10 protein-coding genes are annotated in these 14,288 nt (G+C 73.0%); 8 read left to right on the top strand and 2 right to left on the bottom strand.

The window, feature by feature from the left end; genetic code table 11:
* Positions 1–46: 46 nt before the first annotated feature.
* Complete coding sequence (locus tag ACZ601_RS25780; protein ID WP_440574848.1) at positions 47–1,531, bottom strand: multicopper oxidase family protein; 1,485 nt, start codon at positions 1,529–1,531, stop codon at positions 47–49.
* A 338-nt stretch (positions 1,532–1,869) separates the two neighbouring features.
* Between ACZ601_RS25780 and ACZ601_RS25775 the strand changes: the two genes are divergently transcribed.
* The 3 genes from ACZ601_RS25775 to ACZ601_RS25765 all read left to right on the top strand — a co-directional run bounded on the left by ACZ601_RS25775 (position 1,870) and on the right by ACZ601_RS25765 (position 3,987).
* On the top strand, positions 1,870–3,408 hold the full coding sequence (locus tag ACZ601_RS25775) for a SagB/ThcOx family dehydrogenase (RefSeq protein ID WP_469542005.1): 1,539 nt from the start codon (positions 1,870–1,872) through the stop codon (positions 3,406–3,408).
* A gap of 193 nt (positions 3,409–3,601) precedes the next feature.
* Complete coding sequence (locus ACZ601_RS25770) at positions 3,602–3,769, top strand: thiazolylpeptide-type bacteriocin (protein ID WP_123460838.1); 168 nt, start codon at positions 3,602–3,604, stop codon at positions 3,767–3,769.
* Positions 3,770–3,819: 50 nt separating this feature from the next.
* Positions 3,820–3,987, top strand: coding sequence for a thiazolylpeptide-type bacteriocin (locus ACZ601_RS25765; protein WP_363027874.1), 168 nt, complete (start codon positions 3,820–3,822; stop codon positions 3,985–3,987).
* A gap of 141 nt (positions 3,988–4,128) precedes the next feature.
* On the opposite strand, the gene ACZ601_RS25760 is transcribed toward ACZ601_RS25765, so the two are convergent.
* Positions 4,129–4,719, bottom strand: a complete 591-nt coding sequence (locus tag ACZ601_RS25760) for a hypothetical protein (RefSeq protein ID WP_469542001.1) — start codon at positions 4,717–4,719, stop codon at positions 4,129–4,131.
* A 315-nt stretch (positions 4,720–5,034) separates the two neighbouring features.
* Between ACZ601_RS25760 and ACZ601_RS25755 the strand changes: the two genes are divergently transcribed.
* From ACZ601_RS25755 to ACZ601_RS25735, 5 genes are read left to right on the top strand one after another with little or no spacing between them, the layout of a single operon-like run.
* Positions 5,035–6,141, top strand: coding sequence for a hypothetical protein (locus ACZ601_RS25755; protein WP_469541998.1), 1,107 nt, complete (start codon positions 5,035–5,037; stop codon positions 6,139–6,141).
* A complete protein-coding gene (locus ACZ601_RS25750) occupies positions 6,138–8,747 on the top strand; it encodes a lantibiotic dehydratase (RefSeq protein WP_469541993.1) in 2,610 nt (869 codons plus the stop codon). Before ACZ601_RS25755 ends, ACZ601_RS25750 begins: the two co-directional genes overlap by 4 nt.
* A complete protein-coding gene (locus tag ACZ601_RS25745; RefSeq protein WP_469541990.1) occupies positions 8,744–10,663 on the top strand; it encodes a hypothetical protein in 1,920 nt (639 codons plus the stop codon). The genes ACZ601_RS25750 and ACZ601_RS25745 overlap by 4 nt, the downstream gene beginning before the upstream one ends.
* Positions 10,653–12,605 carry a TOMM precursor leader peptide-binding protein gene (locus tag ACZ601_RS25740; protein ID WP_469541987.1) on the top strand — a complete coding sequence of 651 codons (1,953 nt, stop codon included), beginning with the start codon at positions 10,653–10,655 and terminating at the stop codon, positions 12,603–12,605. Before ACZ601_RS25745 ends, ACZ601_RS25740 begins: the two co-directional genes overlap by 11 nt.
* Entirely contained in the window at positions 12,602–14,275 is a 1,674-nt protein-coding gene (locus ACZ601_RS25735) for a nitroreductase family protein (protein ID WP_469541984.1), read from the top strand. The genes ACZ601_RS25740 and ACZ601_RS25735 overlap by 4 nt, the downstream gene beginning before the upstream one ends.
* Positions 14,276–14,288: the final 13 nt, after the last annotated feature.

The following is a 14,288-nucleotide window of genomic DNA, read 5'->3' as shown; positions in this document are numbered from 1 at the left end:
TTGGTGAAAGGGAAAGCGAAGAGGGGAAAGGGGTGGGGAGGTCTGATCAGACGATCTTCATCTGGCCCATCATTCCCATGGCGCTGTGGTCGATCATGTGGCAGTGATAGGGATAGACGCCCTTGTGTGAATTGAAGGTGAGCTGGAGTTTCGCGACCTGTCCGGGGAAGAGCAGGACGGTGTCCTTGAGGCCGGCCTCCGCCGGATAGGGAGCCGCTCCGTCGCGTTCGAGAATGCGGAACTGCACCAGGTGGGTATGGAAGTTGTGCGGGATGGTCGCGCTCTTGTTGGTGACCGTCCACACTTCCGTGGCGCCCCACTGGACCGTGGTGTCGATCCGGTTCGCGTCGAAGGTCTTTCCGTTGATGTAGGCCTGGTGGTTTCCGGTGCCCGGCTCGTCCATGTTCAGTTCGAAGGCGCGTTCCACCGTCGGCTTCGGCAGCGCCGGCAGGGTGGCGAGGGTGGCGGGCACCCGGCTGGTGTCGGCGGTCTTCTCGCCCACGTCGAACCGCATGACCTGGCCGACGAGTTCGGTCGGGCCGGGGCCGAGCATGTTGGACAGGGTGAGCTGGGTGCCGGGGGCGTACTGCGAGAAGTCGACGACGAAGTCGATGCGCTCGCCGGGTGACAGCACCATGACGGCTGTCTCGGCGGGTGCGGAGAGCAGCCCGCCGTCCGAGCCGATCTGCTGTACCGGGTGCTGGTCGGTCGTGCCGTCGGTCAGCGCCAGGATGAAGATGCGCAGGTTGCACGAGTTGACCAGCCGGAAGCGGTACTTGCGGCCCTCGACCTTCAGATACGGCCACGGCTTGCCGTTGACCAGGATCGTCGTGCGGTTGTCCGCGTCGTCCATCGTGTAGACCATGGCCGCGTTCTCGTCGAACTGCGCGTCGCGCAGGACGAGCGGGATGTCGTAGGCGCCGGACGGGAGTCCGAGTCCGTCCTCGTTCCGGTCGCCGATCAGATACGCCCCGGACAGGCCCCGGTAGACGTGCTCGGACTCCAGGTGGTGCGCGTGGTCGTGCGTCCACAGGGTGGCGCCGGGCTGCTCGTTCTCGTAGACGTAGGTCCGGGAGCGCCCGGGAGCGATGGTGTCCATCATTCCGCCGTCGTTCGCCACCGGGTTGTTGCCGCCGTGCAGGTGCACGGAGGTGGGCGTGTCCAGGGCGTTGACCTGCTGGACGACCGCGGTGCGGCCGGAGCGGGCGCGGATGGTGGGCCCGGGGAACGAACCGTTGTACGTGAGGACGTCGGTGCGGGTGCCCGGCAGGATCTCCGTGCTCGCCCGGCGCATCGTCACCCGGTAGTAGTCGGCCGTCCTGGTGGTGCGGTACGGGGCCAGCACCGGGGGCACGGTCAGCGGCACCGTGAACTGCTCGACGGCGCCCGCCGCCGCGGCACTGCCGGTGGCCTCCGCGGCCTGGGCCGACTGCCCGCCGGCCAGGAGCTGGAACGTTCCGCCCGCAGCGCCGACCGCGCCGACGGCACCGGCGCTCAGACCGAGACGTATTGCATGACGACGAGTGAGCACGAGATTTCCCTACCTGTTGTGAGTGCACCGGATGAGGTGCGGTGAGCCCGAGTGCACCGGATGAGGTGCGGTGAGCCCGGATGCGTTTTCCGAGCATGCGCCGGGGGCGGCGGATGTCCGAGCGAAAGCCGGGCGCCACTGTCATCTGTCATGCGAACCGTGACTCCGGTCACCGGTGGCCATGGAGAGTGTCATGTGGTGGGCCACACAGGGGAGTTGAGGGTGTACGCGGCCGCAGAGTGGATTTCGACGCTGCGCGGTGGCGCGCATGAGCGGGGCTGCGCGCCTGAGCGGTAGCGGCGCGCAGCCCCGCGAAGTTCCGTAGACCGGAGGCCCGGATGATCCCCGTATCCACGAAGAGTCCCCCCAGGACGGCTGCCCGCGTCCTGCGGGCCGATGTGCGTGTCGCCCTGGACGGCTCCACCGACACCGTGACCCTGCACGGCCCCACCAGCGATCTGGTGCTGCGGCCGGTGCGCGGGGCGCTGCGCACCGTGCTGGACCGGCTGGGCGGGGAACCGCTGCCGGAGGAGGAGCTGTACGAGGGGTTCACGCCGGTCGAGCGGCGCCGCGCCTCGGTCCTCGTGGCGCGCGCCTCGCAGCTCCTCGCGTACAGCGTGCTGAGCCGCGAAGAGCCGCCGCTGCGTCGGGAGTTGATGCGCCTTGAGCAGACGGCCAGGGACGCCGGGTACGAGCCGGCCGTCGTCGACGCCGCCACCCGGGTGCGGCTGTCCCGGTTCGCGCTCTGCCGCTCGCGCGGGGGCGTGCTCGTGCTGGAGTCGCCGTTGGTGAAGTTCCGTGTGCTGCTCACCGACCGAGGTGTGCGCGAGCTCACGACCGCGCTGGGGCAGCCGGTGGCGGCCGGCCCGGCCGGAGACGGCACCGGTCTCGGTCCGCAGGAGCGGCTGGATGTGCTCGCCCATCTCGTCGGGGCCGGCTTCGTCGAGGCCGAGGCGCCCGACGGGACGTTCGCCTCGGACACCGAGCCGAAGCTGCGGCAGTGGGACTTCCACGACCTGCTGTTCCACTCCCGGGTGCGCTCGGGCCGCTACGACGGGATCTTCGGCGCGGTCTACCCCTACCAGGGGGAGATCGAGCCTCGGCCGGCCGTGAAGCCCGTCCCGGTCGGGGAGGCGGTCGATCTGTACCGGCCGCTGCGCCGCGACATCGACGCCAGGGACCCCTCGCTGACCGCCGCGATCGAGACCAGGCGCTCACACCGGACGTACGGGGAGCGGGAGTTGACCGCCGAGGAGCTCGGCGAGTTCCTGTACCGGGTGCAGCGCGTCCGGGTCCACCACACCCCGGGGGCGGACAGCCCCGGCATCGACGAGGTGATCTCCCGCCCCTATCCGAGCGGCGGTTCGCTCTACGAGCTGGAGCTGTACGTCACCGTGCTGCGCTGCCAGGGGCTCGCGCCGGGCATCTACCACTACGACTCCTACGGACACCGCCTCGTCCTCGTCAACGACGCGGAGGTGGACCGCGGATCGCTGCTGAACGTGGCCTCCCGCTCGGTCGGCTTCGACGTGCGCCCCGACGTCCTCATCACGGTGACCTCGCGCTTCCAGCGGATGGCGTGGAAGTACCGGGCCATGGCGTACGCGACGACGCTGCGGCACACAGGTGTGCTCTACCAGACGATGTACCTGGTGGCGACGGCGATGGGACTGGCCCCCTGCGGCCTGGGCAACGGGGACGCCGACATGTCCGCCCGGGTCCTCGGCCTGGACTACCTGGAGGAGTCCTCTGTGGGGGATTTCCTGCTCGGCACGCCAGGAGCGGACGCCCCCGCCGCCGGCGACCCCGGTCCGGAATGGCACATGGTGAACAGCCCCGAATGGTCGCTGCCGGGCGATGCGTCATTCGCCCCGTGATAAATGTCAGCGCGGCGTCGGAAAGTCTGGTGCGGGGGTGGCGGCCCGAGCAATATGGATATCGAAGCCGGACGGGGAAACGAAATGCACGGAACGCCGAATGGCTTCACATTCGCAGGACTCTTGTTCCGGGGCTGAATTCAGAGAATGCTGGATTCAGGTAGATCCCGGAACCAATCGAAGGGAACCCAACATGGCTGCCAACGACATCAAGAACGACGACGCGGCGTTCGACGGCTTCGACGCGGACGAGCTGGAGACCCTTGAGGTCGCCCAGGGCGTGGCGCTGCCGGAGATGGGTGCCTCCAGCGGTTCGATCGGCACCTCCTCCTCCTCGTCCAGCACCTGCTCCGCCTGCTGACCCACCCCAACCGATATCCGGACCGTCAGGTCCTCGAAAGGAACTCACACATGAGCATCAACGACGTCAAGAACGACGACGCCGCGTTCGACGGCTTCGACGCGGACGAGCTGGAGACCCTTGAGGTCGCCCAGGGCGTGGCGCTGCCGGAGATGGGCGCTTCCAGCGGTTCGATCGGGACCTCGTCGTCCTCGTCGAGCACCTGCTCCGCCTGCTGAATGCCGCTCAGCCGTAAAGGCTGAACCGCACACAGAAGGATGCGCCCGCGTCCGGCCCACGGGCCGGCCGGGCACATCCTTGTGTGCGGGCGGAGAGACTTGTGTGCGGGCGGAGGGAACAAGGCGTAGCGGCCGGCGACTTCAGCCCCTGACGGCCACGTGGTACGCCGACACCCACAGCACCACGGCGGAGCCCAGGCCCACGACGGCTCGTACGCTCTCGCTCGACAGGTCGGCCGCGATCAGCACGAAGCCGACGACCGCGACGGCGCTCAGCAGCACGGCCGTTCCCTTGTACTGCCACTGGTCGTAGAAGCGCGCGAGCGGGAAGAAGTGCAGGCCCACGACCAGCGCGATGGCGGCCGGGATGAACTCGGGGTGGTCGGAGGCGTTGGACGCCGCGATCACGGCGAAGACGGCGGCCACCTCCACGACGTTCACGATGCCGACGGCGCGCGCCCAGTTCTCCGGCAGGTTCACCATGCGGGGGGAGGGTGCCGCGCCCTTGCGGTAGGCGAGCACGATCGCCACCGCGGTGAGCGGCACGGCGATGATCTCGACGGCCAGGGCCGCGCCGGAAGAGGCGAGTCCGGAAGCGCCGGCGAAGGCCCAGACCACGGCGAACACCGACAGGACGAGAGTGCCTCTGCGGCGCAGGTTCCGGGTGAGCGCGGCGCACTCGGCATCGGTGGCCGAAGGTGTGGAGGGCGTCGAGGGCGTGGTGGGGGTCATTTCCGGAGAGTACAACGGTCATCGCCTCGGTTCGGCTGTTTTCGGTCAGTCCGGCCGGTTCGGGCCGATGGAGCCCGAAGGCCATGACATCTGTCACGGCAGGGCGAAGCGAAATCTCGCATTCCGTGATTTTCGGAGCGGTGTCACGACAACGGTGACGTATGTAAGCGCCGGGCCTCCCGCTCTTCCCCAGGAAATTCACCTGGCCAATAGTGAATTCACGTTCTCGATTTCATCTCGGAAGGTGCGAAAGACATGGGGTTTGACGCTCCGGAGCGAACTGCCGTGAGGCCGGACTCCGCCGGCCTGACGGGAGTGCGACTCCACACACGGATGCCGGTGACACCGGCCTGGATCGCCCGGCACGTCGTTCCGGCGGCCCGAGCGCTCGGCGAACAGGGCGCCCCCGGTGTCCAGTTGCGACGCGGCTGGCTGCACGGATCGCACTTCGACGTCCTCGCCCTGAACGCCCCGGGGCCGGGCGGCGCCATCGACTGGCGGTCGGTCGCGGCCGGGCTGGACGCGGGACCGCTCGACGGGGCCCGTGCCCTGACCGACGAGGTGTATCTGGACCAGGCCCGGGAGTTCGGCCGGCTTGAGGCGGTGCAGCCGCCCTACCTGCCGCTGCGCGCCCACGGAGCCGTGCAGGTCATCGCCCCGGACGACCCGGCCCTGGCCTCCCGCGAACCACGGCTGGACGCCCTGCGGCACGTCGTCGGCGGCGCGCTGGCCAGGCCCGTGCTCCGGATGATCGAGGGCATGGCCGCAGAACCGGGCAGCGGCACCCGGCGGCTCGCGGAGGCGTTCGCCGCTCTCGTGGACACGCACTTCCTCGGCCCGGCGTACGGGGTCTTCTCGCCCCGCTCCCACGTCGAGGCCTTCCTCGCCTGGGCCGCGCCGACCAAGGACATGCGCCCCGTGTTCAAGGAACGCCTCGCCAAGGACGCGGCCATGCTGCGCACGGTCGTGGCGGAGCGGCTCAGCGGTGAGGCGTCCCCGGCGGCCGCCGAATGGCGCACCGCGTTCGCCTACTCGTCCGGGGCGCTGGAGAGCGCGGTGGCGGCCGGCACCCTCACCCTGGAACTCCTCGACTCGGTGACCGACGGGGTGGACCGCAGCGAGATGGGCCCGCCCGGAGCCACCACCGTGGTCCCGAAGGGCGAACAGCCCGACACCGACTTCCACCGCGCCGTGCACGGCTCCGGAGCCATCAGCTCCCCGTCACCGTTCTTCGCGGCCTACCGCCTGCTGACCAACCTCTTCTACCAGCAGCTGCCGCTGCTGACCGTGTCACCGATGCAGCGCTACTACATGTGCTTCGCGCTCGCCGAGACGGTGGACGAGGTGCTGGGCGTCAGCTGGCAGGACCGGCTGAGCGCCACCGCCGCCGCCACCCCCGAACCGACGGGAGCCCCGAGATGACCAGCCCCGAACCCCAGTGGTTCCTCCGCGTCAACCCGCTGCGCCGGGCCCGCCTCGCCGATCCCGCACAGCGCCGGCTCCTCGGTGAACTCGCCCTGGCCGAGACGGAGCTCGCCACGGCGGCGGAGGCCTGCTCGCAGGAGCTGTACGAGAGCATCGGCACGGCCGCCTCCGACGAGGAGCGCCGCGCCCTGATCGCCCTGCGCCGCTCCATCCACAACGGCCGCGCCCCCAAGAACGCTCCAGACGCCCCGACACCCGCGGTGGCCAACTGGCTCGTCGCCTACCGAGAGCGGGAGCGGCTGCGCACCGCCGTGGCCGACGGCTACCCGGACGCCGCGGAGCGCGAACGCGCACTGCTGGCAGAGCTGTTGGGCAATGACGACCTGCTGCGGTCGCTGGCGCTGCTGGCCCCGGAGGTGCATCAGGAGGCCGAGCGCTACCGGGCCGCCGTCGCGGGACCCGGCAAGCTGTCCGCCCGGACCCGCAAGTCCGAACGCGGCCTCATCCAGTACGTCACCCGGGCCATGGTCCGCACGAGCCCGCTCTCCCGCTTCACCGCGGTGGGCATCGCCGAACCCGCCCCCGCCACCGACCTGGACGCCGTGCACCCCGGCGACGTGCCCTTCACCGGCGCGCGGGCCGTGCCGGGCCTGGACCGGGTGATGCTCGGCTACGTACTCGGCGGACTGCCCACCGCACCGGAGAAGGACCTCACGGAGCTGTGGGTCGGGGTGCCGCCGACCTCCGCACCGGACCCCGCGGCCGGGAAGCTCTTCTTCCTCAAGCTCACCGAGCGGGGCATGCAGCGCTTCGCCGTACCGCTGGACGGCCCCGCCGGGGACCTGCTCGACGCGCTCTCCATGGGACCGCGCCGCTTCCCCGCCGTCGTCGCCCATGTCGCCGCGCGGGCCGGCGTACCCGTGGACGAGGCCGAGCGCCGGGTGCGCCGCGCCCTCCACCAGGGCGTCCTGTGCACCTTCAACGAGGCGGAGGACGGCGCGGCCGACTACGAGGACCTCCTCACCCCCGAACTGCCCGATACCGAGAGCACCCCCGGGCTGCTGGAGCTGGCCGAGGCGATCCGCAGGGGCATGCCCCGGGTGGTCGGGGCCCCGGCCGCCGAGCGGGGCGCCGCCCTGACCGGACTGCGCACCACACTCGGCCGGTTCAGCCAGGCCGCAGGCCGCCCGGCACAGATCACGGTCGAGGAGGACTACGTCATGCCGCCGCTGAAGGTGGCGGCCTCCCACTGGCACACCCCACTCGCCGACCTCGGCCCCGCCGTGGAACTCCTCTCCGTCTTCGACTGGCTGCACGACGTCCGGGTCCTGATGACCGCCGCGTTCACCGAACGGTTCGGCGCCGGGGCCAACGTCCCGCTGGCGGAGCACGCCGCGTTCGTCGTCGGCGAGGTCTCCCGGCGGGCCGCCGCGATGGACGCGGTCTACGGCCCCCGGGGCACCGGCGACGCCTCCGCACTGGCCGGGATCGGTCCGGCGGACGGCTGCCTGGAGCGCATGTACCAGCTGCGCCGGGAGCTCTCCGAGGAGGTGCACACCCGTCTCACCAAGACGGCCGACGCGGGCGGGGACACCCTGAACCTGACCGCAGCCGACGTCACCGAGCTGACCGCCTCGCTGCCCGGCCGCTTCCGCCAGGACCCGCTGATCTACGGGGTGCTGCTCCAGCAGGCCGGCGACCGGCTGGTCCTCAACGACGGGCTGCCGGGCCACGGCATGCTGTACGCCCGCTTCCTGGACACCGACCGCCGCCTCGGCGGCCAGGCACTGCCCCGGCTGGCCGCCCACCTCCAGCGCTTCTACGGACACGACGGCGCCCGCGTCACCGAGGACCTCGGCCTGCACCGGCTCAACGTCAACGCGCACGCGCCGATCCTGCCCGGCGGCCTCACACCGGAGGACTGGTTCGGACTCCGGCTGGCGCACGACCCGGACACCGACACCCTGCGGGTCGAGGACGCCGACGGCGCCCCGCTGCGGGTGCTGCCCCTGGGCACCGGACACCCCGGCCTCTTCCCGCCGCCGCTCTCGGTCGCCTCCGGACTGGCGATCAGCGGCCGGCTCTTCAACAGCCTCCCCAACTCCTGGCACGCGTCGCTCCCGTGGGACGGCAAGGAGACGCGCGTCGCACCACGGATGAGCGTCGGCAACATCCTCATCGGCCGCCGCCGCTGGTACGGGGGCGCCGAGCTGGAGACGGCGGTCGCCACCGGCCAGGACGGGCCCGAGCGGCTGCTCGCGCTCACGGCCTGGCGGGCCAGGCACGGGGTCCCGGAGGAGGTCGTCATCAAGTCGGCCCCCGAGGACGAGGGCCCGCTCTCGGTGGGCGCACCCGACGTCCAGTCCAAGCGCCTCCAGCAGAAGCCCCAGTACGTGGACCTGTCCAGCTCGCTGGCGGTCCGGGTGCTGCCCCGGATGCTGGAACGCCGCGGCGACGGACCGACCGGCGGCTACCTGGAGGAGGCGCTGCCCGGCGTCACCGACGGCACCCACGCCACGGAGTGGGTCGTCGAGGTCGGACGTACGGCCGGCGGCACCTTCACCTACGACCCGGTGAACCACGCGGAAGGAGCGCGGTCGTGACCCTCACCACCCATGCCCCGGCGGCTGTCGAGGAGACGGCCCCCGACGTAATCAGGTCGCGGCCCGGACTGCACTGCGCGCCGGTCCCCGGAGGCGTCTACTTCAGCGGCACGCGCGGGCAGTTCGTGCTGCGCGGCTCCGACGTCCTGTACGCCGTCGCCCAGGGCTGCCTGCCGCTCCTGGAAGCGGGTACGACGCTGGACGCACTGGTCGCAGCGATCGGCACCGAGCGCGCCCGCCCCGCGGTGGTCCACGTGATGGACCGTCTCCGGGCGGGCGGGCTGCTCCTGGACGGCGCCGCGTTCACCGCCCCGGAGCCGCCCGCCCCGGTCCGCGCCCGGTACGCCGACTCGCTGGCCCGGCTGGAGTCCCGCCTCGACGACCCGTACGCGGCGTTCGCCCGGCTGCGCGGGGCCACGGTCGGGCTGCGCGGCCCGGACACGGCGACCGCCCCGGCGCGACGCGGACTGCTCCGGGCCGGGGCGGGGCACGTGACGGCCACCGCGGCACCGGACGGCACGGCCGCCTCCCACACTTCCGTCGGCGACCCGGCGGCGCACGAAACGCACCACCCGATCCCCGCCGGCGACCCGGCGGTGCGCACCACGGATGAACCGATCCCCGCCGGCGTCCCGGCGGTCCATGCCATGGGTGACCTGATTCCCGCCGGCGTCCCGGCGGTGCGTGAGGCGTACGACCTGATCCCCGCCGGCGACCCGGCGGCACGGACGTACCCCTCCACCCCGGCCGTCATCCGCTTCCTCAAGGGGGACGAGACCTGGTCTGAGCCGGGCGGCGCGTTCGACGTGCCCGTGCTGCTCGGCCCCGGTCCCACCCTCGTCGGTCCCGTCGGGGCGACGCCCGCCACCTGGGCGGCGTTCCGGGACCGGGCCCGCTCCTGGGCGGCGGCCGAAGGCGATGGACCCGCCCCCGGACCCGTCGCGCACGCCCTCGCGGGGGCCCTCGCCGCCCAGCTCCTGGCCGACACCCTCACGGGCGTCGCGGAGCCCGGCGAAGCCCACGTGGTGCACGGCGACGATCTGACGGCCGACCGCGTCACCGTCACGGGCGCCCCCGTGGCCGAAGCGGCGGCGGTCACGCTCGACGAGGCCCCAGTCCGGCCGTTCCCCGAACCGGAGGAGGCACTCGCCTCGGCCGGTGTCCTCGCCACCCGCTGGACCGGGCTGTTCGCCTCTGCGGAGGGCGAAGACCTGCCCCAGATGCCGCTCGCCCTGCGCGCGGCCGAACACCGTATGGCGCCGCTCACCGGCGTGTCCGTCACCGCCTGGGCGGACCACCAGGAGACGGTCACCCTGGCCGCCGCACTGGCCGCCCTGCGCGACCTCGGCGCCGGCTCCCGGGGAATCGCGGCCGCCGGCCTCACCGAGGAGCACTGGCTCCTCGATGGCGCCCTGCGCCAACTCGCCTCAGCAGAACAGAAGTTCACCGAGCAGGCTGCCGACGTGTCCCCGCTCGACGCCGAGAGCCAGCGCGTCCTCACCGAACTGGGCACCGGGCCAGCCCCGATCAGCCCCCGGATCGCCGTGGCGCCGAACGCGGAGAGCGGCTGGTACCTCTCCCACGTCACCAACGACGGCGACCGGCTCGGCGCGGGCTGGGGCCCGACAGCCGCAGAGGCGGCCCACGCGGCCCTCTGCACGGCACTCGCCACCGTCCAGGCACGCGCCACCGACAGCGGCACCGTCGTCGACCCGCTCTCCACCGACGCCCTCTTCACCGCCGACGACGCCACCCGCGACGCACTCCGTGCCCGGCTCACCGCAACGGGCCGCACCGCCTACCGGGGCCACGCCTCGCGCACGGATCAGGTGCTCGGCGACATCCCCTTCCGGTACGGCCCCGTGGAGGCCGTCGCCCGTGCCGCGCAGGAGCAGGAGAACCACGATGCCGACTGACACCACCGCGCCCGTGACCGTGGCTGCGCCCGTGGCCGTGACGGCCGGCCCGTTCCTCGCCCCGGCGGCGTACGACGACTGGCTGCCCGCGCTCGGCCGGCTGGCCGGGGCCACCGGCGCCACCGTCTCGGCCAACACCGGCTGGGACCTCGACTGGGAGCGGGCCGGGATCACCTCCGCCGCGGCGGACCCGCACCGCACCCCGCACCTCTCCGTCCGGATCCACGAGGACGAGGTCATGATCGGCCCGCTCTGGGCCCCCGGCACCGACGCGGGCTGCGCCGCCTGCGCGGAGGTCCGCGAGCGGACGGTCCTGGACCACCCGCTCGTCGGTGACCTCACCCGGTCCGCCGCCGCCCCGGCCGCTCCCGCCGCCGTCCTCCCTGACCTCCTGGCCATCGCCGTCGAGCACCTGGCGGCCCGGCCGCTCGCTCCCGGTGAGGCGTACTCGGTGACCGTCCACGGCACCCGCCGCCACCGCATCGCCCGCAGCTTCCACTGCCCGGTCTGCGGCCCGTCGGAGCGGGAGCTGACCGCCGCCGCCGAACCGCCCGCCCACCGCACGCTCGACCCCCGTCCCGCCGTGCCCGGCGACTCCACCCGCACGGCCGCCAGCCGCCTCGTCGAGCGTGGAGTGCTCCGCGAGCGGCTGCTCGACGACCGCTTCGGTCCGGTCCGGGGCATCCTGCGCGAGTCCCACACCCCGTTCGCGATGAGCATGGCCGTCGTCGCGGACGCCCCCGCGATGGGCCACGGCCGGGCCCGCACCTTCGCGGAGACCGAACCGGTCGCCGTCCTGGAGGCGTACGAACGCCTCGGCGGCTACCCGTACGACATCCCGCTGCTCACCGAGCGCTCCTACCGGGACGTCGCGGAGCACGCCGTCGACCCTGGCACACTCGGCCGCTACACCGCCGAGCAGCTGGCCCACCCCACCAGCCGGGCCACGCCGTTCACCGCCGACACCCCGATGGACTGGGCCTGGGGCCACGACCTCGCCGACGGACGGCCGCTGCTCGTACCGGCCGACCACGCCTTCTACCAGTACGAGTACGCCTACCGCAGGGACCGCCGTGCGGCCCGGGTGGCGGGCGCGGCCCGGCGACGGCACTACTTCTTCGACTGCTCCAGCGGCTGCGCCGTCGGCGCCAACCACGAAGAGGCGGCGCTGCACTCGCTGTTCGAGCTGGCCGAGCGGGACGCGTTCCTCACCTCGTGGTTCCGCGCCGCCCCGCTCCCGCACATCCCGGTCGCCACGCTCACCGACCCGACCAGCCGGGCCATGACCGAGCTGATCCGCTCGCGCGGCTTCGACGTCCATGTCCTGGTCGCCACCCGGGACATCGCGCTGCCGGTGTTCTGGGTGATCGCCGTCAACGAGAAGAACCCCTTCCCGGCGACGTTCTCCTCCGCCGGCTCCGGCGCCGACCCGGCCGCCGCGATCCGCGGCGCCCTGCGCGAGGTCGCCCAGCTGGTCACCAACCCGGTCGACTGGACCCGCGAGGACGTCGAGCCGATGGTCGACAACCCCTGGCTGGTGGAGGAGTTGGAGGACCACGTGCGGTTCTCCTCACTGCCGGAGACCCGAGGGCGCGCCCTGTCCGGCCTCGGCGGACCGGCGCTCACCCTGGCGGAGGCCTTCCCCGACTGGCCGGGGAAGCTCGACCGGGCGGCGGCCGGCGATGTGCGCGGCACGCTGGAGTACGTCTCCGGGCTGTTCGCCGACGCGGGGCTCGATCGGATCGTGATCGTCGACCAGACCAGCCGCGAGCACGCCGACGCGGGCATCTCCGTCGCCCGTGCCGTCGTCCCCGGCATCCTCCCGATGTGCTTCGGCCACGCCCAGCAGCGCCTCGACGGGCTGCCCCGGTTGCGGGCCGCCCTGCGCGGCACGGACCAGGAACACCGGGCGATCCCCTACGACCCCCACCCGTTCCCGTGAGGGCCCCCGTCCGGCCCCGGGTGGCCGAGGACACGCCCGCCGGTGACGCGCCCGGCACGGCCGCCGGTGAAGCGCCCCGTCCGCCCGCCGGTGAAGCGCCCCGCTCGCCCGCCGGTGAAGCGCCCCGTCCGCCCGACGGTGAGGAGTCCCGTTCGCCTGTGCGGCTCCCCGGCGACGCGGGTGACAACAGCATCGCCCGCGAACCGCTCTGGCACGCCTACGGGGCGGGCGCGGACCACCCCGAGCCGCCCCCGTGGACCTGGGCCGAGACCCCGCCGCCCGACAGCCATGTGCCGCCCCCGCCGCCACGCGGCGCCGGACACCGCAGGGCTCTGCCCCCGGGCACCACGGCGTACCTGGCCTCGTATCCGTATCCGTATCCGTATCCGTACCCGGGCACCCGGCACCCCCGACCGGCCGACGAGACCACGGCCCTCGCCCACGCCCTGACCACCGCCTTCGCGCCGCTGCGCCGCGAACCGGAGAACCCCTACAACGAGCACCGCCCCTACGCCTCGCCCCGCTGCCTCTTCCCCGTCCACGCCTTCGTGGACGGCGGGGCGGCGGAGGCGCCCTGGCGGCTCCTGGAACCCACCCGGCACGCCCTCACCGGCACCACGGACCGCACACCGCCCACCCGGATCGCCCTCACCGGCCGCTACTCGGCCGTCCCCGCCGCCTACCAGTGGTTCCGGGGCTCCCTGGTGGCGATCGAACTCGGCATGGTGCTCCGTGCGTTGACCCTCGGCCTCGAACTCTTCGACGTGCCGGCGGCCCTGACCCTGCCCGGCGACGGCTCCCTCGCCCTGCTGCGCGAGCTGGACCCCGGCAACACCTGGGAGTGGTCGCTGCCCTGGCGGCTGGACCTGCGCGACCGGGCCGCCGCCACGGCCGGGACCGAGGCGGACGCCGCACCGGAGGACCCCGTCCCCGCCGGCGACCCGGCCCTGACGGACGTCGTACGCGTCAACAGGGAGCAGCGGTACCCGGACACGGCCGCCCGGCTCACGACGGCGGTGCCCGCCGGACTGCCCGCGTCCGCGACGGCACCCGACTGGGCCGAGCTCCTCTGGCAGCGCCACTCCGGCCGGATGCCGCGCGGACTGCACGGCATGGACTCGGCGGCCCGCCACCCGCTCCTCCCGGCGGACGTGCTCCGCACCGCACTGGCCTGGCTCGCCGTGCCGCCGCCGCACCCGGCGCTCGCCGCCGCGTTCGACGCGGTACGGGTGAGCGCCGTCGTGCAGCACGTGGAGGGGTACGAGGACGGTGTGTACCGGGCCCGTGGCCCGGAAGCCGAGCTGGTCCGCGCCGACCGGTCCGCTCCCGCCGCGCTGGAGGAGCACTACGGCTACGGCGTCTCACCGGTCAACGGCTGCGGGGTGGCGAACGCCCCCCTCACCGTCTTCTTCTCCGTCCGCCCCCGCGAGCTGTTCGCCCGCTTCGGCCCCGGTGGCTGGGGTGCGGCGCAGCACGCCTGCGGCTGGGCCGTCCACGGGCTGTGCCTGTCGGCCGCCGCCTCGGGCCTCTTCGCCCGCCCCGTAAGGGCGTTCAAGGAGATCCCCACCCAGCGGGTCATCGGCCTCGACGACGACGAGACGATCGTGCTGTCGGCGGTGGTGGGGGTTCCGCGCACCACGGGAGGCGCCCTGCTCGACCTGCGTACGTGACCGTGCCCCGCCC

It is taken from the genome of Streptomyces sp. NPDC104307, assembly GCF_055584045.1.
The sequence above is the reverse complement of the archived record's forward strand: the minus strand, read 5'-3'. Positions and strand labels throughout refer to the sequence as shown.

Bases quoted from the DNA above. Each gene is read 5' to 3' on its own strand.
- ACZ601_RS25775 (WP_469542005.1), top strand. From the start codon at position 1,870: ATGATCCCCGTATCCACGAAGAGTCCCCCCAGGACGGCTGCCCGCGTC.
- ACZ601_RS25770 (WP_123460838.1), top strand. From the start codon at position 3,602: ATGGCTGCCAACGACATCAAGAACGACGACGCGGCGTTCGACGGCTTC.
- ACZ601_RS25765 (WP_363027874.1), top strand. From the start codon at position 3,820: ATGAGCATCAACGACGTCAAGAACGACGACGCCGCGTTCGACGGCTTC.
- ACZ601_RS25760 (WP_469542001.1), bottom strand. From the start codon at position 4,719: ATGACCCCCACCACGCCCTCGACGCCCTCCACACCTTCGGCCACCGAT.
- ACZ601_RS25750 (WP_469541993.1), top strand. From the start codon at position 6,138: ATGACCAGCCCCGAACCCCAGTGGTTCCTCCGCGTCAACCCGCTGCGC.
- ACZ601_RS25740 (WP_469541987.1), top strand. From the start codon at position 10,653: ATGCCGACTGACACCACCGCGCCCGTGACCGTGGCTGCGCCCGTGGCC.